The organism is Endozoicomonas sp. G2_2, from assembly GCF_017744135.1.
Lineage (GTDB): Bacteria > Pseudomonadota > Gammaproteobacteria > Nevskiales > Salinisphaeraceae > Salinisphaera.
The window spans coordinates 55,651-77,407 of the sequence record NZ_JAGHQU010000016.1; the positions used below are offsets into that span (position 1 = coordinate 55,651).

29 protein-coding genes are annotated in these 21,757 nt (G+C 63.3%); 1 reads left to right on the forward strand and 28 read right to left on the reverse strand.

Annotated elements, in window-relative coordinates:
- Window positions 1-230: 230 nt before the first annotated feature.
- The 8 genes from J7355_RS15590 to J7355_RS15625 all read right to left on the reverse strand — a co-directional run bounded on the left by J7355_RS15590 (window position 231) and on the right by J7355_RS15625 (window position 6,907).
- Window positions 231-1,355: a site-specific DNA-methyltransferase gene (locus J7355_RS15590; RefSeq protein ID WP_209064346.1), complete on the reverse strand. Its 1,125-nt coding sequence runs from the start codon at window positions 1,353-1,355 to the stop codon at window positions 231-233.
- A 40-nt stretch (window positions 1,356-1,395) separates the two neighbouring features.
- Window positions 1,396-2,049, reverse strand: coding sequence for a hypothetical protein (locus J7355_RS15595; protein WP_209064348.1), 654 nt, complete (start codon window positions 2,047-2,049; stop codon window positions 1,396-1,398).
- 161 nt (window positions 2,050-2,210) lie between these two features.
- Window positions 2,211-2,567, reverse strand: a complete 357-nt coding sequence (locus J7355_RS15600) for a hypothetical protein (RefSeq protein ID WP_209064351.1) — start codon at window positions 2,565-2,567, stop codon at window positions 2,211-2,213.
- A 231-nt stretch (window positions 2,568-2,798) separates the two neighbouring features.
- Window positions 2,799-3,752 carry an IS481 family transposase gene (locus tag J7355_RS15605; protein ID WP_209064353.1) on the reverse strand — a complete coding sequence of 318 codons (954 nt, stop codon included), beginning with the start codon at window positions 3,750-3,752 and terminating at the stop codon, window positions 2,799-2,801.
- A 70-nt stretch (window positions 3,753-3,822) separates the two neighbouring features.
- Window positions 3,823-4,320, reverse strand: a complete 498-nt coding sequence (locus tag J7355_RS15610; protein WP_209064355.1) for a hypothetical protein — start codon at window positions 4,318-4,320, stop codon at window positions 3,823-3,825.
- A gap of 71 nt (window positions 4,321-4,391) precedes the next feature.
- Entirely contained in the window at window positions 4,392-4,853 is a 462-nt protein-coding gene (locus tag J7355_RS15615; RefSeq protein WP_209064357.1) for a hypothetical protein, read from the reverse strand.
- Window positions 4,854-4,966: 113 nt separating this feature from the next.
- Window positions 4,967-5,566, reverse strand: coding sequence for a SprT-like domain-containing protein (locus J7355_RS15620; RefSeq protein ID WP_209064358.1), 600 nt, complete (start codon window positions 5,564-5,566; stop codon window positions 4,967-4,969).
- A gap of 210 nt (window positions 5,567-5,776) precedes the next feature.
- The gene (locus J7355_RS15625) at window positions 5,777-6,907 is read right to left on the reverse strand and encodes a hypothetical protein (RefSeq protein WP_209064360.1); all 1,131 of its coding nucleotides are present in this window, start codon (window positions 6,905-6,907) and stop codon (window positions 5,777-5,779) included.
- Window positions 6,908-6,918: 11 nt separating this feature from the next.
- Here J7355_RS15625 and J7355_RS15630 point away from each other — a divergent pair, with 11 nt between their 5' ends.
- Complete coding sequence (locus tag J7355_RS15630; protein ID WP_209064363.1) at window positions 6,919-7,986, forward strand: hypothetical protein; 1,068 nt, start codon at window positions 6,919-6,921, stop codon at window positions 7,984-7,986.
- A 58-nt stretch (window positions 7,987-8,044) separates the two neighbouring features.
- Here J7355_RS15630 and J7355_RS15635 read toward each other — a convergent pair whose 3' ends face one another.
- From J7355_RS15635 to J7355_RS15730, 20 genes are all read right to left on the reverse strand, one after another.
- Entirely contained in the window at window positions 8,045-8,509 is a 465-nt protein-coding gene (locus J7355_RS15635) for a hypothetical protein (protein WP_209064364.1), read from the reverse strand.
- A 181-nt stretch (window positions 8,510-8,690) separates the two neighbouring features.
- Entirely contained in the window at window positions 8,691-9,341 is a 651-nt protein-coding gene (locus J7355_RS15640) for a hypothetical protein (protein ID WP_209064366.1), read from the reverse strand.
- A 77-nt stretch (window positions 9,342-9,418) separates the two neighbouring features.
- A complete protein-coding gene (locus tag J7355_RS15645) occupies window positions 9,419-10,081 on the reverse strand; it encodes a hypothetical protein (protein WP_209064367.1) in 663 nt (220 codons plus the stop codon).
- Between the two features lie 31 nt (window positions 10,082-10,112).
- On the reverse strand, window positions 10,113-10,766 hold the full coding sequence (locus J7355_RS15650) for a hypothetical protein (RefSeq protein WP_209064368.1): 654 nt from the start codon (window positions 10,764-10,766) through the stop codon (window positions 10,113-10,115).
- Between the two features lie 60 nt (window positions 10,767-10,826).
- Complete coding sequence (locus J7355_RS15655) at window positions 10,827-11,447, reverse strand: RES family NAD+ phosphorylase (RefSeq protein ID WP_209064369.1); 621 nt, start codon at window positions 11,445-11,447, stop codon at window positions 10,827-10,829.
- Window positions 11,447-12,388 carry a hypothetical protein gene (locus J7355_RS15660; RefSeq protein ID WP_209064370.1) on the reverse strand — a complete coding sequence of 314 codons (942 nt, stop codon included), beginning with the start codon at window positions 12,386-12,388 and terminating at the stop codon, window positions 11,447-11,449. Before J7355_RS15660 ends, J7355_RS15655 begins: the two co-directional genes overlap by 1 nt.
- 95 nt (window positions 12,389-12,483) lie before the next feature.
- Complete coding sequence (locus J7355_RS15665) at window positions 12,484-12,948, reverse strand: hypothetical protein (protein WP_209064371.1); 465 nt, start codon at window positions 12,946-12,948, stop codon at window positions 12,484-12,486.
- A gap of 56 nt (window positions 12,949-13,004) precedes the next feature.
- Window positions 13,005-13,628, reverse strand: a complete 624-nt coding sequence (locus tag J7355_RS15670) for a hypothetical protein (RefSeq protein ID WP_209064372.1) — start codon at window positions 13,626-13,628, stop codon at window positions 13,005-13,007.
- A gap of 61 nt (window positions 13,629-13,689) precedes the next feature.
- Window positions 13,690-14,343, reverse strand: coding sequence for a hypothetical protein (locus tag J7355_RS15675; protein ID WP_209064373.1), 654 nt, complete (start codon window positions 14,341-14,343; stop codon window positions 13,690-13,692).
- A gap of 101 nt (window positions 14,344-14,444) precedes the next feature.
- Window positions 14,445-15,095: a hypothetical protein gene (locus J7355_RS15680; RefSeq protein ID WP_209064374.1), complete on the reverse strand. Its 651-nt coding sequence runs from the start codon at window positions 15,093-15,095 to the stop codon at window positions 14,445-14,447.
- The gene (locus J7355_RS15685; RefSeq protein ID WP_209064375.1) at window positions 15,092-15,313 is read right to left on the reverse strand and encodes a hypothetical protein; all 222 of its coding nucleotides are present in this window, start codon (window positions 15,311-15,313) and stop codon (window positions 15,092-15,094) included. Before J7355_RS15685 ends, J7355_RS15680 begins: the two co-directional genes overlap by 4 nt.
- A 92-nt stretch (window positions 15,314-15,405) precedes the next feature.
- The gene (locus tag J7355_RS15690; RefSeq protein WP_209064377.1) at window positions 15,406-16,098 is read right to left on the reverse strand and encodes a hypothetical protein; all 693 of its coding nucleotides are present in this window, start codon (window positions 16,096-16,098) and stop codon (window positions 15,406-15,408) included.
- Between the two features lie 131 nt (window positions 16,099-16,229).
- The gene (locus tag J7355_RS15695) at window positions 16,230-16,739 is read right to left on the reverse strand and encodes a hypothetical protein (protein WP_209064379.1); all 510 of its coding nucleotides are present in this window, start codon (window positions 16,737-16,739) and stop codon (window positions 16,230-16,232) included.
- Window positions 16,732-17,391: a hypothetical protein gene (locus J7355_RS15700; protein ID WP_209064381.1), complete on the reverse strand. Its 660-nt coding sequence runs from the start codon at window positions 17,389-17,391 to the stop codon at window positions 16,732-16,734. The genes J7355_RS15695 and J7355_RS15700 overlap by 8 nt, the downstream gene beginning before the upstream one ends.
- Before the next feature lie 411 nt (window positions 17,392-17,802).
- Window positions 17,803-18,123, reverse strand: coding sequence for a hypothetical protein (locus tag J7355_RS15705; protein WP_209064383.1), 321 nt, complete (start codon window positions 18,121-18,123; stop codon window positions 17,803-17,805).
- A 112-nt stretch (window positions 18,124-18,235) separates the two neighbouring features.
- The gene (locus tag J7355_RS15710; RefSeq protein ID WP_209064385.1) at window positions 18,236-18,679 is read right to left on the reverse strand and encodes a hypothetical protein; all 444 of its coding nucleotides are present in this window, start codon (window positions 18,677-18,679) and stop codon (window positions 18,236-18,238) included.
- A gap of 333 nt (window positions 18,680-19,012) precedes the next feature.
- The gene (locus J7355_RS15715) at window positions 19,013-19,636 is read right to left on the reverse strand and encodes a hypothetical protein (RefSeq protein ID WP_209064387.1); all 624 of its coding nucleotides are present in this window, start codon (window positions 19,634-19,636) and stop codon (window positions 19,013-19,015) included.
- 398 nt (window positions 19,637-20,034) lie between these two features.
- Window positions 20,035-20,538, reverse strand: a complete 504-nt coding sequence (locus J7355_RS15720) for a hypothetical protein (RefSeq protein ID WP_209064389.1) — start codon at window positions 20,536-20,538, stop codon at window positions 20,035-20,037.
- A 113-nt stretch (window positions 20,539-20,651) separates the two neighbouring features.
- The gene (locus J7355_RS15725; RefSeq protein ID WP_209064391.1) at window positions 20,652-20,975 is read right to left on the reverse strand and encodes a hypothetical protein; all 324 of its coding nucleotides are present in this window, start codon (window positions 20,973-20,975) and stop codon (window positions 20,652-20,654) included.
- Between the two features lie 182 nt (window positions 20,976-21,157).
- Window positions 21,158-21,529: a hypothetical protein gene (locus tag J7355_RS15730; protein WP_209064393.1), complete on the reverse strand. Its 372-nt coding sequence runs from the start codon at window positions 21,527-21,529 to the stop codon at window positions 21,158-21,160.
- Between the last annotated feature and the right edge of the window lie 228 nt (window positions 21,530-21,757).

Genomic DNA, 21,757 nt, shown 5'->3' on the forward strand with positions numbered 1-21,757 from the left:
AAGCGCCGTAGCCAACCAGGGTGATCGGCTTACGGCGCTAGAAATGAACCGGCTTTCACCGGACGAGGGTCTTGTTCCGCGTTGGTCACAGGCTAGCTGGTGAGCAACAGGATCAAGACGATGATCAGCACAGCGGACATCTGAATTACCTATCGGTTTTGAAGTGGCCTATTCAGACTGCCCCGCGCGTAGCGCGCCGCAAGTGGTATTTCGAACTTTTTTCGATCGCCTCACACGAGGTCCAAAAGCGCCTGCTGAGTCGCTCGCGGCGCGTTGTCCGCGAGGTGCGCGCGCGGTGTGGCCTCGGCCTGCCAGACAGCCAGGCTCTCCTCGGTAACCCCAGGCAGCGCGCTCTGAAGGCTCGGCGCCACGTTCGCCAGGCGCTGTGCCCGAACGTCTTCGTAGAACAGATCGCACCCCACGAACGAACGCCCTTCAGCCTTGGCGACCGCGGTAGTCGTGCCGGACCCATCGAACACGTCAACAACAAGTTCGCCCGGATGGGTATAGAGCAGGATCGCGCGGCGGGCGAGCATTGTCGGATACTGCGCCGGGTGGCCGCCGCCGGCGGCACGATCCGGGTGGTTGTGGCCGACGTTGCCGATATCGGCCCATACATCGCTGGGGTGGGCGCCTAACGGATTGCCCGATAATGCGCCTTTGTTGGCGCCTTTGAACGCCCGTTTGCCCGGTTGCTTCTGGGGCACGCGCGCGGCATTCGCGTTGAAGTGCTTCGGCTCGCCTTTGCTGAGTACCAGCGCGACCTCATGGCGGCCAGAGAGGCGATGCTTGGGCGTCAGGCCGTGCGGCACCGTCCAGACGACGCGGTTCTGAAAGGTCAGGCCCATGGCCCGCAGATGTTCCAGCAGCACGCAGTCCAGTGGCATGAGACCGCCATCGTCCATGCGCGTCGATCCGACCTGGAGGAACAGCACGCCGCCGGGGGCCAACGTGCGTGTCATCTCCGACAGGGTCTGGAGCATGAAGCCGAGATAGAAGTGGTGGCGCCGGCGGTCGATGGTGTCGCTGCCCCCATAGGCCTTGCCGACGTTGTAGGGAATCGAGGTCAGGTGCAGCTGTACGCAGTTGTCGGGCATCCCGTCGAGGAAGTCGAGCACGTCCGCCTTGTGCGAAGCCTGAAGCACTTCAGCCAGGAAGGCCTGCTGGCGCGCGGCGCGCTCACGGCGTCGCTCCTGGATACGCACTTCGTGTTTGCGTGCGCCCAGTCGGACCGCCGCGTTGTAGACGCGGCCCCGTGAAACACCGTGGGACGCAGCAACGTCGGCATAGGTCATCTGGGCAAGGGCTTCGACGAGTGTGTGGTCATCGACGGTGGGGAGGGCGGCGGCAGTCATGAATAGCTCCAAGGTGAGATAGGGCAGTTCTCGCGCCAGCTCAGAAGGCCAGCGGGCCGGGACCGTCCATGACGGCCGGGTCGATACGCACGCGGCGGGGAAGCACCGCGAGTATGTTCTCGCCCTGTCGGCTCGGAATGATCGAACGCTCGTCGCTCTTGGCTTGCTTGAGGATGCGTCGGGCAAACTCGCCCGAGACCGAGCTTCGCGGCAGGTCTTCACGCTCGCAGAGCTGGCGACCGGGCGCGTAGTGAAAGCTGCGCCTGCGGTACATAACGCTGGTCGAGCGGGTCGCGGCGACTGTGACGATCTCGATGGCCTGTGGCTGATCCCGGCGTTGCCGGATCACTTCGACCATCGGCAACCGGCTGGCCTGTTCATGGCAGAGGCTGAATGTCTTCTGCACGTCCTTGCAGCTCCAGCACAACTCCCCGTAGACCTTGCCGTTACTGATCGCCGCGGGGTACTGAAAGAAGCCCTGTAGCAGATGATCGCCATGAAACGCGATCTCAGCCCAGCTCACTACCCGAACCATTCGCGGCTGGTCCTGAAGGCTGTCGTGCAGACGCAGAATGGGCGTGCCGTCCTGGGTCAGCGTGGCAATAACCACCATCCAGCGGTGCTGGTCGATCACCAGACCGGCCACCGGCAACATGGGGGCGTAGGGAAACTCGTTCGACTGGTTGTTGGGCATGACGGGCGCGGTGTGTGGTGTGACTACCGTTATGCACCGTGCAGTGGGCGCCGCAAGCCATTTTCAGGTCGTCTAACCCAGCCCGGACCATGAGAAAGCCCCGCAGTGCGGGGAATCGATATTCGGGTTATCGCGGTACCAGCGGCCTCACGGGCGGGGCGTCACTGGTATAACCACCAGAGCATTTCCCCGGTATAGAGCCGGTAGCCCTGATAGATAACAAAGCCGATCACCCAGAGGCCGGCGAGGAACTGCAGACCCTCCTTGGCCACCGATTTCCCATTGCGACGTCGTTCCTCGCGAAGACGTAGCCGGATATAGCGTTTGCGCGCTTTCTGATTGTCGCCGCCGGCATCGACCAGGGCCTGTGCCATCGTGGTCGCGTCGTATTGACGCGTCGCAATCTCGTCACTGACCGCGGTCTTGGCGCGGCGCTGGCTGACGTATCGCCAGACCGCGAACCCCACGATGAGAAGAACAGCCCATGCGATGCATTCTTCGAGGGTCTTTTGGCTCATTTGCTGACTTGTTCCTGGTTGCCGAACGGCTCTGGTCGCGTGCCATCTACGCAGCGCGTTGGCCCTGATGACTGATGGCAAATGCGCTGAAGTCGCCAACGGCGCGTACCGTGCGAGCGTTCCATTGCGACAGCAGCCCTTCTGCAAAATATCGGCTGGATGCCGCGGCTTCTGACCCGTAATCCAGATCGACGATCAGGACATCCCGTCCGGCGACCGGCCACCGAAAGCCTAGATGTGTAACCCCACCAGGTTGTTCACGGACAAGCCGAGTCGGCTGACGGGTGGTTGATAATCGAGACTGGCATGCGGTCGATGCCAATTGTAGTGGTGCAGCCAGTGCGGCAGATGAGCCGCACGCTGATCTGAGTGTGGGTAAGACCGCGCGTACGCCCATTCGCGCAGTGCGGTCTGAATCAGTCGCTCGGCCTTGCCGTTGGTACGCGGCCGATAAGCCCGCGTGCGGCGGTGCCGAATACCCAGACGACGGCAAGCACGGGCGAACACCCAGGACTGATAGCAGGCGCCGTTATCGGTGAGCACGCCCCGGATAGTCACACCCAGGTGGCGGTAGTACCGCACGGCCGCGATCAACGCACGCCAGGCGCTGGCGCCGCTCTCATCCGGCCTGATCGTCGCCCAGCTGATTCGGCTGTGATCATCGATGGCCACATGCACGTAGTCCCAGCCGGCGCCGCGTGAGCGGCCGGCTTGCCGATCGCCGGTCACGCGATGCCCAGGGCGCTCGAAGCGCCCCAGCTTCTTGATGTCCAGATGCAGCAGATCACCCGGCGCGTCGTGTTCGTAGCGCCGCACCGGCGGTGCCGGGTGAAGCGCCGAGAGCCGGTTCAAGCCAGCCCGGCGCAACACACGAGCCACCGTCGATACGGGCACGCCAACCGTCTCGGCGATATCTCGATAGATCCGGCGTGCTCGGCGTAATGCGATGATCCGATCGCGCTTGGCCGAACACAGCTGATGCGGACAACGCGTCGGCCGAGAACTGCGCTCGACCAATCCCGGCCAGCCGTGCGCTTTATAACGGTGAAGCCATTTGTAGGCCGTTCGCGCGCTCACGCCAACCGCCTGTGCAGCCTCGACCGGTCGCAAGCCATCATCGACGATGCGCTGGACCAAGTGGGCTCGACCGTGAACGGTCAGACGCGCATTCTTGTGCGTGTTCATCCGGGTTGCTCCTCGAACTGACGGACTTCGAACACCCATCAGCTTCGGGACTGCGGCCCAGATGAACAACCTACTGAGAGATCACACCTAGATGCGGCAAGCCGGGCGGCAGTACCAGCGCATGGATGCCGTCAGCGCGCAGTTCCTTGGCCAGTTCCCATGCGCCTTCGCCGGTGATGATCTGGATTGCTCCCGTCGCGGGTATCGAGCGCGAGTAGGGCGGGCACTGGGTCGGCGCACGGCCATTCACGCGATCGCGAACGATTGCGCGCCACTGCTCGTCCGCCTGCTGGCGGCGTTGGCGGGCGGCGAGCTGCGCCTTGGTCGGCTTGTGCCAGAGCCCTTGCGAACGCAGCGCCTGAATGATCTCTGCCTGATCGCAGCCGGCATGGCAGTACACAAGCGGGCCCGTGTCGCCTTCGGCGATCGAGAAACTCGGCGAGCTGTCGTCATGGCCGGGTACCGGGCAGCAACATGCCCAGCGGCCCGGCCGAATACGCTTTGCGTCGAGCGCTTGGGCGATCTCGGCGGCGGTGATGCGTTCGTTGTGTGAAGCGGTGCGGCACATGGCGAAAGGTGCTGTTGATCTGTCAGATTCAGATTGGCCCGCGCGCCACGCGCCGCAACCCCTGCACGTGGCTAGGCGACGGAATCCATTGGGGACTGAATTTCCGCTGGGTCGACCGTGCGCGTCGTGCCTTCCGCCCAGTCCACTTCGTAAATCGACAGACCTTTCCAGCTGTGGCTCTCGTAGGTTTCATTCACCTCGCTCACGAAGTCCGGGTCATGGATGTCTTCGTCGATCTCCATCGTGGTCCGGATCTGACGTAGCGCGCCGTCCAGATCGTTGTGGGTGGTCAGCCATTCGGAGTAATCATGGTTGAAGGACACGACGAACGATTTCTGCGGCGCATCCTCGATCGTTTCCAGCAGCGCGCCTGAGCGCGCGTACAGGCCCTTCATGCAATCGGCTTCGATCTCGGAGTAAGCATCTGCCGTCAGGTTGCCAGAACTCAGGTAGTGACCCAGGTCGCACGCGCCGCGTGTTGCGAGGGCGAGTAGATCGGTGAGCTGGCCTTGGGTGAGCTGAATCATGGGCATGGGGCGCTCCTTCAAGCGTGGTGTGAGTCGTTGAACGCAGCGTGTGGGTGCGCCTTGTTCGATCTCAGCCTCGGCCCCGTGCAGCGCGCCGCAACCCCATTCGATGGCCCGTACTAGGCGTGATCGACGACAGCCTCGCCGCCGGTATAAAGCAGCGTTTCATGGCAGCGGGTGCATCGATATCGGCGCGGCTCCTTGAGTGCGCGCCGGTGTCGCACCGCCCCCAGATAAACCGTTTTCTCGCAGGCACAACGATACGGATAGCGCGGGGTGCGTCGTGCCGAAGTCGTCGACATCGAATGGCACCGAGTGGGCTCTTTGCCGAACGCGCGCATGATGGATTTCCATTCGCGCCCGTGCGGGGCAACGCGTTGTCCCCAGGCCCATCGAGTCACGACATGGGCGACCTCGTGGGGAATCGTCTCGTCGATCATTTCATCGGGATAGCGCCACAACAGATCGGCATTCACACGCAGCAGGGCCGGCATTTCGCGCGTATGCCGGGGCGCATGGATCGCCATCCCGGCCGTGCGCCCCTGGAGATCGAAGCGAACGGCTGGCATGGGCACCGCGCCGTCGCGCAGTACGGCGGTGTTGGCGTGCTCGATCCAGCTTACGACCGCGGCCTTGGCCCGTCGTCGCAGCTCGTACTCCGCCGCGTTCCGACAGGGCTGTGATTTCATGCGGCTGCCGTAGCCCCGCGCCTGGGTCATGTGTCGTCTCGTGCGTGTCTCGTCCCATAAAGGGCCTGGCAGACAACCAGCGGCCGCGCCGGGGTCCATGAGCACGATCGGACAGGCTTACCGGGATTCGAGGTTACGCTGCGCCTGACAGAAAGCGGGTGGGACAGGGTTACCGGGATTCAGGCTCCCAGCGAGACGAGCGCCTCATGGGCTCAGCTCGATTTTGGCGATAGGTAGAGGTCAATGGAGCCTGGGGCGGCCATGGCCGTGTCGTTGCCATAGGGGCAGGGGTCTGTCGGTGCGGCTCATGTCTGGCCATCGCTCGGCGTAAGCGCGGCGTTGTCGTGGGTAGGGCATCCACTGGCGAGGTGTGGTTGAGGGGGGCTTCGGTTTGGAGTGACCTACCGGGTCTTCTTCCTTGGCTACGAAAGCCAGGGCGAGCTGCTCCTGCGGTGCGGTTGGCCCCTGAACTGTTGGACGGGCAACGGCGACGGCCGGGTACAGATCCCTTTGCATTGGCCCACGCGCGCAGTCCTCAAGTCCCAGTTCGCCTTGTTCATGAACAACTACTGGCAGCCGAACCGGTGGTAAGGGCAGACGGCGAGCCAGCTTCTGACCGACTTCGATCAGCATGTGCTTCCATCGTGTGAGCACAGGGACGGGGCCTGTGCCGGCGCGATCCGGCTTCCAGATCGCAGCGAGACGGCGATCGGTGAGCCATTTGGCGATCACGCTGCGACCACGAAGCCAGAGGCTGGCCAGGGGCGAGGCCAGGCGCGCCGGTTCGACCCAGTCGTAGCAGGTCGATGTCTTGAGCAGAGCATGCAGCGTGTCGCGATTTCCAGCCGAGCTCGTGTAGACACGCAGGCACGGCAGGCCGATGGTCAAGAACTCCCGCGCCTTTTTCGTGCTGACATCGCTCGTCACGACCACCTCGACAGCCAGGTAGCCTTCGCGAGTTTCGAGTAACAGATCGGGCACGCCTTTCAGGCCCAGCGACTTCGTGAGCTGTTTGAAGCCCGGGTCGCGATCATCGAGTGCGCGCCGGATATTCAATGGCCCCGGCACCGCGCCGATGGAGTAGATACCCGCCGTGCTCGGTACCGGGATCGACACACGGGTCTTGATGTATTCGATGACGTAGCGATGTAGATCGGTCTCGCCCGTGCAACCGCGATCCTGCGCAGCCCTCTTGTGGCGGAAGTGGTTGCGTTTACGCTCGGGGATGCAGGCGACCATCGGTTCGTCGCACTGAGCACAGCGCCAGGACCGCCCTCGATCTTCGGCACGTAGATCAACTGCCATGACAGTTTGCCCGGAATCGCGATCAATGGCGTACGAGTTCTTTAAGGTCTTGAAACGAACATGCACGGGAGGCCCCGTTGGAAAAGGAACCCCGATCCTCAGCGCAGGAAGCGATGACAACCCATGAACAACCGGGTAGTAACCGGTTAGGCGAGGCTGTCGCAGTGGCGCAAGCCTTTCTGCAGCACTACGATCGCCCCGATCGCGACACGCGACCCGTTCAGCTCTTCCGCGCGCTGGTCGATCTCACGCGTGCAAAGCACGACGCCGGCGCATTGGAATCCTCGCACTACGAGTTCAGCCGCGATGAGCTGATTGGTGAGATGCCGGATACCGGCGGTATCGACGCACACGGCAACATCAACAGTTGGTGGCGGAAGCTCGAAAGGTGGCAGTCCAATCAGGTCAATGGTCTGATCAAGGATGCAGCCCAGGACTTGGGCTACCAAGTTGTCCCAGTCGCCCACCGGCTCGCCTCGAAAGGCGGCCCTCGCAATCAGACGACGTACCGACTGATCGCGGAGTCATCGGGGGAACAGGAATCTCCGGCGACCCAGGCAATCCCTTCTGGTTGTATTCGATACGAGCGCGCGAGCGAACAGATCCACAACAGTTGGGTCTCGGTGCTCGGATCGGAACTGGGGCGCACGAAGCTGTTGGCTTGGCTTATTGCCTGCCTGGTCGTTGCCGTGCTTGCTGGGGTCTGTCTGGCCTTGGCTATCGTCAGCGCGATCAACGGCGTCAGTGGCGGCGTGCTGGCGGGGGGAATGTACGCGCTGCTGCTGGGCGGCTTGGGCTGGTATTGGCTCGCACCGATCGTGCTGACCGTAAATAACGTGGTCGCTCAGGCCAGTGTGTGGCATACGCCCTGGAGTGAATCAGACCCGATGCAGATCGTTCTGGAGCGTGATGAAGCCACGGATGCCCGGCGTATAGCCCTACGCAAGTACGAGTCGAAATGCGGAGTGCCGAACTGCGGCGGCGAGGTCATGGTGGGCCGCGGTACAGGCGACATGAAGGGGAGATTGATCGGGCGATGCCGCCGTAGCCCCAACGAGCATATCTACACGTTCGATCACCAGACCCGCACGGGCTTCCCGCTGCGCACCGCGGCCAGTTGGCACGCTCACACTCGACCCGAATAGGGCGTCCACGTGCGGCTTTAGCCCCGGCGCCGGATCACACGGCGCCGGGATGTAGTGTCTATTGGCAACCGAACTTCGAATGCAGCCCGAGCGCGCTCACGGCATCGAATGCAGTGAAGGCGATACCGTCTGGCGTATCGCCCCAGCTCGAGCCACCCGCAAAGCAGACCTGATAAGCCGGAGCATCCCCTGCAGGCTCGAACACGCGTATTGCGATATCCCGCGCGAGGATGTCGCGGTTCCATACGCCAATGAAGTTGTCGACGGATTTGGTGATCGCATCGGTGACGGCCGCCGGGCTGTATTCCTCCTCGATGAATCCCTGCTCATCGAACATTTCGAGATCGCATGCTTCGCAGAACGTCGCCAGGTCGGCGTAGTCGTGCTCTTCGGCGGTGTCCCAGTCGATATTGCCGATACGGTCTTCGAACATCGCCGCGCCCTCGGCAATGACCTGGTCTCGCAGACTCGCGTCGATCGCGACCGGGCCCTGAAGGATTACGCCAATCATGGATGCGCCCATCGTTTTCTCCTGTGCAGTGGGTCAATGTGGCTGAGAAGCCAGGTTCAGCCCGCGCACACGCGCCGCAAGCCCTGTGTTGTGGGTCGGCAGTGGGGCTTCAGTGGCCTGCAGTGGTATGAGCGCGCGCCTGGGCAACAGCCATAGGGTCAGATCGACCACGGCAGGGCTGTGTTGCCGCCGCTCAGAAGGCCAGTAGCCCGCTGCCACGCACTCGCGTACTGGCACGTCCTCGCCCGCGCGGCCGGCTCACCTGCAGTACCTGGGCCAGCGTCTTGTCGTCGTAGTCCACGATTCCGGCCAGGGATTCGGCTATCACGCCCTGTGGGGCATTGCTCATCGCGACATCGTAGAGTTCGCTGACCACCTCGCGCAGATGCGCCATCGTGTCAGCGTCTCGACTGCTTTCGCGGATGCAGCGGCACTCGCTCTCGCCATCGGCGTACAGCAGCGTCCGGACACGCCAATCGACCGCACAGCCATCGTCACAGAGCCGAACCAGTACATGGTGCTGCTTGAGATTGCAGCCCTTGTCGATATGGAAAGCCACCACCGAAAGCCCCCAGCTCGCCGCGTCGTCGGGCAGCTCGACGAGCTTCGCCGGCGCCCACAATCGACGCTCACGACCGCTGGTGCGCTCGAAACAGGACAGGGCCTGGATGTCGTCCATGCTGTTGCCGCTTTGGCGGGTGGTGACCTCCGGGCCCAGTTCCATTCCGGCGCGCGTGTGGCCGCAGATGTGCTGCTCGCCGTCCACGCCCGCGGTCATTGTGATGATGATCGGGTCAACGGGATCGGGGTAATACCGCAGGACGTCGTGAAAGGGCGTGTGCATGATCGAGGCCGTCTTGATGAACTCGGGGCCATATTCGCCCGCCCCGCGCGCGCCGCAAGGCGATCTAGGGCTTCAGCTCAGAACGCCAACTGACCCGATCCACGCACGCTCAGCAAATCGTTGCGATCGCCGTAGACTCCGTATCGCGATAACGGATGGTGGGCGACAAACGGGGTGCAGCGATTCGGGTACGCCAGGCATTCCCGGATCGCCCGCCCCGCGTGCTCGACACCTTCCTCGTCATCGCGCAGTTTGTCGACCCTGGTCGCGCCGAACTTGTAGACGCGCGTGTGGCGGATGCCACTGCCCCTGCCATCGATCAGGATCTCGGTGTGCATCAGCTTGTCATCGCCCAGCCCAGCGAACGTGGACAGGCGCGTACGGCGCTTTTCGCGCTCGGCCATGAGTTCGGTGTGTAGCGTCTCGGCTTCGAAATCGATCACGCCCCACGGCTTCTGATAGGTCGCAAGGGCGTTGCCCCAGACATCGTTCGAGTGGTCGCGGATGTCACAGAAGCATTCGTATAGCCGCCCCCACGTCCGGGAGGTGATGTCGTTTCGAGTGGTCAACGTCTCATCGGTACCGGGACCGAACAGGCCGAGCGCGAGCTGATTGTCCTCGTTGAGTGTGACCGCCACTATCGACCAATCGTCTGCGGTGTGGCAGTTCACCATCAGTGGCCTGACGGGCGTCACCCGTGCGATATCGCCCTGGCACAAGTCGCGTGGGGTCGTGGTCATATCGAATTCCAGATTGCGGGAAGGGTGGGGCTCAAAAGGCCAGCAGGCCGCTGCCCCGAACGCGCGTCGATACGCCCATGCCGCCGAAGCCTGCAGGCATAAGGCGGGAAAGATCGTGCTCGACCATCTGCGGGCAGACCTGCGTGCGCTGGCTTGCGGTGCCGTTTTGCAGGCCGATCAGTTCGCGCGGTGCGTTCGGGTCGGGCTGACGCGTCGAATCACCAAGCCAGAGTTCTTCTGTCGGGTCGCCAGCAATCTTGTGCGACTCGGTCGAGATCGCCGATTCGCCGTCGCCGCGGAAGGTGCGGATGCACAGGTTCGATTCCTCATCGACAGAAAAGAACTGGGCATAGAAATGCCGGCTGCGCTGGGCCTGGCTGAGTTCGAGCATGGGTTTGATCGGGCAGCGTACCCAGGCGCTCGCCGGCAGAACGCCTTCGCCCGTGCGCGGCTGTATACCCATCAGAACCGATCGCGCGTTATCGAGCTGGGTCTCGGTCGCGTCGGCCCGCATGGGTCGGCGCCCCAGAGGAGCGTGCGAACTGGGTTCGTAGAGCCGTAATTCCGTCACGCCTCGATCATTGATCGCCGCGAGCACGACGCGCCAGTAGTTGCTCGCATAGAGCGTGTAGGCAACCGGCCACGCCGGGGTGCGAAATTCGAGGTCGGTTGATGGCTGCGTCATGGCGTATCGAGCGGGTGAGTGCTGTAGATACACCATCGCCCGCCAGCCAGGCGCCGCAAGTCAGGCTTCGAGGGTGCGCCTGTATCGGACCTTATAGCGGTCCAGTGTCTCCATGACCGCTTTATGATTGATCAGCGGCATGGTGTGGATGTGAGCGATCTTGTCGAGACCGCGTTCGTAAAGGGCGACACAGTCCTCTTGGGTGAACCATGAGGGGTACAGAATGCCGTCGACATCAGGCAGGTGGTGGTAGACGAAATCGGACAGCATCTGGCCCTGGGTATGGTCCTGGTCGTGGATCACGTTGGGTCTGAGTGCCGCCCGCATCAGGTTGTCACGGCGTAGGTCAACGAGGCTCATAGGCTCCCCGGAACCGCCGTAGCGGAACAACACGCGCGAGGTCAGTTCATCGATATGCAACGTAAGGCCCTTTTGCTCGACAGAACGATTGCGCACGATCGTTTCGGCCGTGGCTGTTCGGACTGACTGCGCCAGGTAAAGGGCGCCGAAAGCGGCCTTGTCCGGATCGCTATCGAGGGGCAGGCCGCTGAAGCGGCTCGTCGAGACCCCGAAGCCGAACGGCGAATTCGCGTGCCTGCTGGGGCAGATACGCGCGAAACTTTGCTCAAGCCGATAGGTGACAGTGATCTCGGCGAAGGCCGCGGCGTCATAGGACGCCACTAGCTGAAGGCGCCTTCTCGTTCACGACCCAAGGCCGCTTTGACGGCGCTGACATCGCCCGCCTGCAGCCTCTCCAGTGGCGTATCACCACCCAACTCGTCTTTGCGGTTATTCAGCCAGATCCAGGCTCGCCAACCATTGCCGTGCTCAGCAACCACGGCATCCAGGCCGTCGAGCCAGACAGGCCCGCCAGGCGAGCGATTCTCAGCGAACTGGGTTTTCGGATACACCGGGCCGCCAACCTCACGACCAAGGCCGATGATCGTGCCTTTCTTGTACCGCGCGTTGATCGTCTGGCGCGACGTGCCCAAGTAACGGGCCATCTCTTGTCCGTTGAGCATTTCATCCCCGGAAGTCTCAGCGTCCGTAGGTTCACTCGCACGCTCATATAGCATTTCGAGTGCTTGGTCATGCGACAAGATGTCGGCTGGGTCGTCGCCGGGCGCGCCCTTGCCTGCGGATGTGCCGCTTTTCGCCTTGGGCCGTCTCCATGTGGCTACCTTCTCGAGTGCCGCATCCACACTGTTACGCAACGCCCCTGCTGTGAGCGCAGCCCCAACGGTGGCCGCAGTGCCTATTTCGTATTCGCGAATCAGGCTAGACACTGGGAAAAACTCAGGAACCAGTGCACCCGCCGGCCGTTCGCCGCCAGGCACTGTGTGGCCGATCAGCGTGCGCCTATTCTTGGAAGGCGTGAAGCCCAGGTGGGTCTTATACCGGGTAAACCGCTTCGCTGTCCGCGGACGGATATAACCCTTTTTCGCACGCGCATCCATGACGCGGTTCTCGGTCTTCTTGGGCACCTTGTTGACGTACGTAGCTGCCACGGACATGACAATCTGACCGAGTTCGGTCTGATGATGACGGTCTAGACCTTTCATCTCGGCCGTGAGCCATTCACTCAGCGCGTCTACGCGATCTCCGGAATTTTCAGAAGCCATGACGTAACCCTCCTTGGACGTCTGACCAAGATATTGTCCGCTGCTGTCACGGCGCTGTCAAAAGTGTAAAGCGCCGCCGATACGCAAGGTAATACTCAGAAGTCGCGTGAGAAAGAGTGGGCCATCGTCATCACCTCGTCGTCCTCATCGGCACGCTGGGCCTGTGCCACGGCTTCGGCATCGGCGAGGGCATCGAATCGGCTGTCATCGGTCGGCGGCGCCGGCGGCGCGGCGGGTTCGCCATCCTGGTCAGGCGCGCGTGGGGTCGCTGACCCGCGGGTACGGGGTGCCGCGCGCGCCGGGGCCGGCGCATCGCTGGGCACCGGGCCTTCGCGCTGTTCGCGCTCCTTGTCGGCGTCATCGCGCTCGCGGGTTGCACAGATGCTGGTCTCGCCGTTCGACCAGATGATCTTGTCGATCACCACCGGCCACGACTTGCCGCTGCTGGTGCGGATGGTCACGATCTCGCCCACGGTTACCGCGCCGTCGACGACACAGCCCCAGTCGCCATTGCGCAGCCTCTTGGGTTTGGCTTCGGTGCGTGTGGTTTCGTCGGCCATGTCGATCTCGATCTCCTTGTCACCACCCTAAAGGGACGCTGACACCACTATCCAGGCTAAAAAGCCAGCGGCAGGTCCGTAGCGCCGGGCAACAGCGTCGTCGAGTGAAACGGCCGTGACAGGCGCGTGAACAATCCTGCGATGGTTATATCGCTGGCCTGGCTGGCGAGGTCGAAGCCATAGGTGAACGAGTGTTTCACCTGATCGTTCCATGTGTGCTTGCCGGCAGTGTTGAGCACCTGTCGAAAGTAGCGCACGGCCTCTTCGATCCGGCCCACGATTTGGTCATGCACGATAGCCATGCTTGCACGGTCAGGCTCGTAGACCAGTGTGGTGGCCCGGGCGCTGCAGCGTCCGTCGTTCTGCCGCATCACCGAGGCGCTGACCTGGTGCAGGACATCGCCCGAGTAAAGCAGATACCCGGACACATGCAGACCGGGCAGGTCGGGGTGGCGTTGCCTGGCCTGGACCGACCCCTTCACGATGCGCTGGCTGTACGGCGTCGCCAATGCATCCGTCGACCACGGGTCGAACTTTTCGCCGCGCTGGACACGGCACAACGGGCCATCGCTGACCGGCTGCTCTTCGCGTATGCCCACGATATCGCTGCCCAGAAACACGACGCCGCTGGCGATCGGGTGGTAGCGCGAGAACCATGGGGAATCGGATGGGTCGGTCATGCGTAGGCCCGGCTGTGTTCGATGGGTTCAGCTTCGTGCGCCGTGTGCGCGCCGCAACTGCTCAGAACGCCAGCGCCGCATCGGGTGCGAAGTTTTCAGCCCGTGCCGCCGTGGCCAGACGCCGACTGGTCTGCCAGTGCCTATTGATCGTGGCGGCATCCATCTCGCGTGCTCGGGTGAGGGCGATATCGAAGCGTTGCGTACGCTTCATCGCACACATCTCGTCATGGACTTTGGCGATAACGCGAAGAAACTGGTCGCTCATGTCCTTGCTGGACACAATCGTTTCGGGAGAGGTGCTAGGCGTACGGGTGACGCCAGGGCCATAGACATTGCTCTGGGACCAGACCACACACAGCCCATTTCGTGGGATCACGTTAACCATGCGCTGCACGATCAGCCCCTCACAAAGCGCATAGCCCGAAACCGACAGGCCGCGCGGGTAGTCGTGCCAAAGCAGACCGTATGGTGGCCGGGGTATCACAGAATCCTCGTGGCCCACCGTATTCTCGATCTCCAGCCAGAAGTCCCGCGCTTTCCAGTTCGACATCCAGTCGAGCCGGCATTCACGCTCGCGCCCGAGCTGGCCCTGGTAAACCTGGGCTTCGCGAATCGCGACACTACCTGTGGCGCCCTGCTTCAGGCGTGAGGTCGCGACCGGCAGCGTCGGCCAGACCGAGAAGGGGGTCATGTCGTTGTGGGATTCGTGACTCATGGGTGCAGTCGTCCGTGGTTCGGCAAAGGGCACGTGGCCGGCGTGGGGCCGGCGATGTGCGATACGAACAGCTTCGGGCGCGGCGTGTGCGCCGCAAGGCCCTAGAACGCCAGCGGCGCGCCAGGTGCGAAGTTTTCAGCCCGTGCGGCCGCCGTCGATGCGCGGCTGTCCTGCCAGCGACGTTCGATCTGGGCCTCGTTGAGGGCTCTCGCCTGCACGATGGCCGTATCGAAACACGGGTCATCACTTTTTGTGTGCAGCCAGTCGTGGGCGTGGGCGAGCTGTTCGAGAAAATGCCGGGCCATGCCGTTGCTGCTGCACTCGATGCGGGCCTCGGTCACGCATTCCATCGTCACGCCGGGCCCGTAGGTGTAGCGCCGCCGCATGATCTCGCGTCGTGCGCCCCGTGACACGATGAGCACCATCTCCTGAACGATCAGCCCGGCGACGACCGCGTATCCCGAGACCGACAGACCGCGCGGGAAGTCGTGGTCTCGCGTGCCCACCGGCGGCTGGGGGATCGGGGTGTCGTCATGGCCGAACAGGTGGTCCATGTCGTTCCAGTAGCCGGGCGCCTCCCAGGGGCTCAGATCGTCGTCGCGCAGTACGCGCTCGCGATCCAGTTGGCCGTTGCAGACCTGTGCTTCGCGTATCGAGACCGGTCGCTTGGCGCCGCCTTTGGGTTGCGTGGTGGCCACGGGCATCGTCGGCAGCGCCGACAACGGGGCAATCCGTTCGTGTGTCGTGCTCATTTGCGCTGCAGCCCGGCGATGATCGTGTTGCCCGAACGCGGGATCAGTTCAAGCGTTGAGCTGTACTCCACGCCGTTGATCGTGCAGCGGCGCAGCGAGCGCAGGGTCAGCGAGCGCTGATCGTCGTTGACGATGGCTTCGAATAGGCTCTGGCCGTCGTCGGACAGGAAGACGACGCGGGGGATGTTGGAATCCTCGTCGTGGATCTCGATACGCATGGCGATCTCCGGTGCAGTGGTGGCAGTGACTTCAGACTGCCCCGGCCGATGCGCGCCGCAAGGCCTGCCGACGCGATTGGGGCCGCGGCGCCTTAGAAGGCCAGTAGCCCGAAGCCGTTGACACGGGTAGAGCACAGGCTGACCTGTCGGGTCGCGGGGATTTCATCACTCAGCGTGTCGAATCGGGTCTGCAGGGCTTGCGGCATCATCACGGCGGCCCGCACGAGCGCAGATTGGCCCACGATGCCGACGCCATCGTCTTTCCACCGCTGCATCGCCGCCATGCCCTGTTCCAGCATGTCGCTGAACATTCGCCCGGCTTCCTTGTGCTCGCCGGTGAGGGTGGAGATGCTGTTCCACGGGCCGATGCCGCCGTTCTCGAACGCCCGGTTTTGAACCACGACGCTGGCGCGGTTATCGGGCAGTGGGGCGAGTGTGACGTTGTACTGGAGGAGGTTGTCGTTCAGACGCAGGCAGTAGCCCGACACCGAAAGGCAGGGGTCGCTGCGCAGCTCATCCACGGCCGCCAAGCCCCCGGCAACCACACTGGCGGTCCAATTCTCTTCAGCGTCGTAGGTACGGAACGCGTTTTCATCTTGCCAGCGGTCGGGATTCACGCCGCTGAGAACATCCCCCATCTGAACCTGCCGACGTAGGCCGGGGCCGTGAGCCAGAACCTGCGCTTCGCGCACGCCGATAACTCGATTGTCCTGATCCTTCACGATCGCGACGGGCACGGTCTCACGCGTGGACAGGGGGGAATTGGAGGGGACGGATTGATTCATGGCAGGCGCCGGTGGGAGTGGTCACCGCCAGAATGAAACGCACCGCGCGCGCCGCAAGCGCCCCGTGACAACTATCAACGAATGCGTGCGATCCCCATGCCACGCCGCGACCGGCCGCACAGGGTGGCGTCTCACGGGATCGGCGTAACTTTCAGGTAGGCGACGTGCCCGGCGGCGGCATCTGAATGCGTGGCTCGACGCGGTGCGGGCTCGGGCGCGCTTTCGATCGTATCGGAGGTGTTGTTCTGGTCGTACCAGCGTGCCGTGTTCACGCAGAACCCCATATCGATGCCGCAGGCCTCGCAGGTCTGGCGCCCCGTCCAGCCGAACGGCTTATGCGCGCGCCGGTCGATACATGGGCGTAGCGGCACCTTCGGGGGGATGAAGGTAATCCCACCCTCGGCACGCATGAAACGCCCGTCATGCACCGTTTCGGCATCCAGCTGCTGTATGCGCGGCGGCGACGCGGCGTTGGACGTATGCACGGGCGCAATCCGATAGGTGTGTGGACTGTCGTCGTGTATCGAACGGTAGATCGCTTCGACGATGAAGCGATTACCGAATCGGTCCGCGATCAATTCGCCAATGCGAAACCAGTGATAGGGCCGGGGCAGGCATATCTCGAGCGCGACGCTAGCCATGGGAACCGCCCTGTGCCTGCCGGCGTGTGGAAGCCGTCCCCGTATCGCCATAGGCTTCGCCGTAGTGTGCGAAAGCGCGCGTCAGCGCCAAGTGGCCTTCGGATGCGACCGCATCAAGATCGGGCATCACGCGGGTGTGTACGTTCTTGTCCCGGCGAGCCGACAGCTGCTGCTGGGCCTCGATGAGGTGGGCGGCCACGGAGCTGGGCGATTCCATGCGCGAGAACAGGCGCTCGGATGTCGTTTCGCAGCCGCGCCCATTCTCGTCCACGGCAAAGACGATCTCGCGCGAAATGGTCAGTACCAGCCGAGAGGCCGATATCGGGGTGACATGGAACTCGTGTGCCGTGAGGTCGGGCGAACCCTGCAGGAAGTCGTAGGCGGCCAGTCGCAGCGTGCCGTTGAGCTTGAGCGACAGGGCCGGATCTTCGACCAGTGGCTCTTCGATGAGCCATGTCGATTCTTCGGCCGGATCACCCGAGACCATGGGCGCCTTGGGCAGATGAAACAGCGACGCGACTGCGTCGGTTCGGTCGTTCTCGCTCAGGCCGCGCCAGCCACGCGTTGTCTCGGTACACATGACTTCGATGACCGGCCAGTGGTCACGGCTATTGCAGTAGATCGGCCGGGCAGCGGTGGGTGTGAGTTGCATCGGAAATAACCCTCGTTTCGACATGGCCATACACTGCGACGCCGCGCAGGCGCCGCAAGCCGTTCTCTGGCACTCACGCTGTCAGTATCAGTTTGATCCAAGAAACATTGTTCGCTGCTCCATGAAAGGAGCAGGGCGACAATCGATTCGCTGTAAAGGGCCGGCGGCCCAAGGGGGCGTGCGCGCCCGCAGCGCTGTGTCGGGGCAGCGGATCGATGGCAATCGGCCACCGGCCGGGCCCGTTATTCTGCCAATCAAGGCAACGGATTGAGTCCGCGCGGCGCGCTCAGGGGCGCAGATCAGGCGGGTTGCGACGGGCGAATGACACGATGGCCGGGCGGCCAGCCGGCGTCATGACCGGCTGACCGCGACAGGGGCGGTCGTCAGACCTCGACGATGGTCGCAGGCGCGCTACACATGCCGGAGCCAGCGCCGATGGGTCATGAACCTGCGCATCACCCAGATCGCGCCGGCCACGGCGGCGGCACCGCCCAGACGGAAGCCGATGACTTCGTGCCATTCGAGCGGCGATCCCGAGTAGTCCGTGAAGATCGCGAACAAGCCCGCGAACATGACCCCCATGACGAACAGGAAGGGGATGCCTTCGCCTCGCACCAAGCCGATGTGCTCGTAGGCGCCGCAGCTGACACAGGTGTTGGCGTCTGGATTGATCGACGATTTACAGAACGGACACTGTTGTCCGTCGCTTTGCGGGGTGTGTTGTTCTTCCACGGCGGAGGTCTCCTGTGTTCAGTGAGGTATCGGGACAGCGGCCCACGCCCCCAGAAAGGGGCGCTGGGCCAATCGAAACGCCCTGATTCGACTCGAGGCCGGCGTGATCGGGCTAGGCGGGGAAGTCGTAGTCCTGCTGGGCGGCGTACTCGGCGGTCTGGATCAGATCGTCGAGCGACACGAAGTCGCCGGGATAGCTGGCGATGGTGAACACCGCCGAGGTCCGATAGCTGCCGTCTTCCTCGCAGCTCTCGCGATCCGCCTCCGCGTCTTCTTCGGTTTCGTGCAGATGCAGATAGCCCTCGCCGGAGGAGCCGCCCTCCTGCATGACGGCGTAGAGCGTCTTGGGCTCGTGCGAGATATTGAGCTTGTCCGCGATCAGCGCATCGATGCCCGCATCGTCGAGCGAGCTCATGACGCTGTCATCGGCGGCGATCTCGTGGATGCGTTCCGGTCGGTTGTACGGGTCGCCGTAGCCGGCTTCCTGGTAGGTCCGCAGCGCGGCGATCACGGTGGCGAGTTCGTCGTTGTCGAGGGCGAGATGGATATGGCTCATGGGGTCGTTTCCGAGGTGGTGTGAGTAGGGCGGGTCGATCCCGCCATCACAGCCTCGTCCCGTGTCTGGGCGCCGCAAGCCCTGATAACGCCAAACGCCGGGCGCTGTTGTGCGTATCGAATCGGCAGCGCTGACCGGGTCGCCGACCCGTCGAACGGCTGAAACCCCGAACGATGTTCAGGGTATCGGGGCGTCGATGAAAAACCCCGAACGGCGTTCAGGGTTATTGATCCAGGCGATACCTCAGAAGGTCCGCGCCGCGTGCAGTTCAGGGTATCGGGGCGCCGATGAAAACCCCGAACGGCGTTCAGGGTTATTGGTCAGGGCGATGTCTCAGAAGGCCAGCGCCGCGCGCGGGTTGTTCAGCTGTGGGGATACGAGCCTGCCGGCTGCCGTCTTCACACCCAGCAGCTGTGCGTACAGGCGATTCGGGTCGCAGGCGATCAGGGTGTCCAGCGGGTGGGTGATCGCGCCTTGCGCGCCGGCGTTGCGTGCCCAGTCGGCGGCATTCTTCAGGTTGCGTTGGACATCGGCGATCTTCTTGTGGCGTTTCGTGCCCATCTCGACCCGCTCGCCATTCGCGCCATCATTCAGGATCAGCGAATTGTGTTCGATGGCCCCGTCGGTCGGGGACACGCGCAGCCGCTCGACGTGCTGCACGAGGTGGCCGCTGGCCTCGATATGAAACGCCACGGCGCACAGGCCCCAGCCGTTCAGATCGTAAGGCCCGCAGGAATGGCCGGGTTCGCTCATGTCAATCTGTGCACGCGCGCTCTGACGCTGGTAGAAGCTCAGTTCCTCCAGCGACTGGGTCTGCTCGTGCCCCATTTCGACCGCCCGCGTATTGAAGCCGCACAGGATCGCGGTGCCGTCCGGGCGATGGGCCTCGGTGAACACATACGGATCGTTGGCGTCCGGGCTGTAGTTGAGCAGGGTATGGGAGAGCAGGGCGGCCATGGCGGTTCGTGGTGTGAAGTGACACGGCCAGTCTCGGGCGCGCCGCCGACGCCGCAAGTCCTGAAAATACCCCGAACGATGTTCGCCGTATCGCGGCCACAAAAAAACCCCGCCTGCTCTCACAGACGGGGCTGCACATGACCGGACCCGAGGGTTAGGCGGGACTAGGGTAGCCCGGTCGATTGAGTGTGCCGTTGGTTTGTCGCGATGCCGAGCATGGGGATGCCCGTATCGCTGCGTCACACTCAATCCCTTTGCAGCGTGCCACTGCGCTGGTTGCTCCGTATCGATACAAAGCACCCTGCTCTGTAGCGTTATCGGCCTATCGCTGGAAAATATTTGCTGCCAGCTCCCGTAGACCCAGTGTGACGCCGAAACGCCCGGCCAGCTCGTGCCACCTAGAACGCGGCGGCAGCCGCTGCGAAGCCATACATGAGCACCAGCGCGACAGACGTATAGGCCGCATTGAACACGGCCACCCATGACGTGATCTCGGGCGTGGTAACCAAGAAGACGATCAGCGCGATGGACACGGCCATGACCAGACAGGCGATGCCAATCAGAATGACGGGCTTATGAGGCTGCTCGACGCGTCTCAATAGGTCCGCGCGGATGATGTGAAGCAGTGCGAGGCTTGCAGCGACCATCGCGGCGACCGGCAATTCGGGACTCGCCAGAAACCCTGCGAACGTGCCATTGATCCCATTGGCAATGCCCACAACCGCAAACGGCAGGAACACGAGGGCGAATTCGATCCCGGTCGCTCGATACGCCCGCTGCTTTTTCGTCGTGCCGGTGACCGGCTTGAACACCATCCCGGCAACAGAGGGGATCAGTAGCGCCATGAGTATGTAGCACGCCCAGAAGGTCGGCGAGGTTACGAGGACAAGAACGTAGGACATCGGGGGTTCCATAGAGCGATTCCGTGCAGTGCGGTTCGTATCGGTCGGGATGCGATACGAGCCGCTGTGAGGGCGTCAGGGCCGCGATGCGCCCCGACGCCGCGTCAGGACGCCTAGAAGGCGAGAACGGCCGATGCGCCGCAGTTCAGGGTGGCCGATACGCGTTTGTGTGCCCGCAGGTTCCATACCTGCATGGCCTCGGCGCAACTGCCGAAGAAATTGTCGACGGCATCGCCCTCATTGCGGCGCAGCTTCGCCAGTTCCCGGCCGAGCGAACCGCTGCCGGTGACGGCGCGCTTGAGGCCCGCCAGCGTCCACGGCCCGTAGCGGTAGGTCGTGTTGCCGTCCTTGAAGCGCACCAGCACGTCGCCGCGATCGGCGGACGGATCGAAGGCAATCTCGGTAACGGCGGTGCTGTCGGGCTGAATGATCTTCATGGGGTCTCGCTGTGGTGTGTCCAGTCACTACAGGCTGGCCCGCGCCCTGCGCGCCGCAAGCCCTTTCATGCGATTGCGACAGGCACGCAGGGACAGGCCCGGACAGTGGCGGACAGGCGCGTACTCGCGGGGTGGCGATCCCGATGGGCCTCGGCGTGCCCCAGCGACGATGACCGCGCGTACTAGAAGGCCAGCGTCCCGCCGCCGTGCTTGAGGATCGGCAGGGACGGTGCCGGGGACGGCGCGAGGCAGGCATCCGAGAAGATCCGGCCGATGTCGTGCTGCTGGGCCTTCGGGCAGATCGTGCGTGGTTTGGCTGCTGCGGTGTCCATGACACGACGCGCCGCCCGGTGGTCGCGATAGACCTTCGAGCCGCGGTGGGTCGAGTCCAGTTCGCGGGTTGGATTGAATGCGTAGGAGGTCTCGCAGATCACCACGGGCTGCGCGCCGTCGCCGGTGACCCGCGTCACGAACAGTTCCGAGCGACTGGCCACGTAGCGGTAGAACGCGGCGGTAAAGGTCGAGCCGCGTGTGGCGCGCGATTGGTAAACCATTGGCCTGATCGGGCCACGCGCCCAACAGGATTCATTGGGCTGGCCGCTCAACGAGATCAGGCGGCTGCGCTGCTCGATGTATTGCTGCTCGGTCGCATCGCGAGTTACTGTCAAATCTGGTGTATGAGGAAAGAAGCTAGGCGGCTTTCCTGCTGAGTTGTCGCTCGTCTATTCCGTCGATGAATTGGATGCCATCAATGACATCGGCGAGTTGCTTGAAGCCGCGTA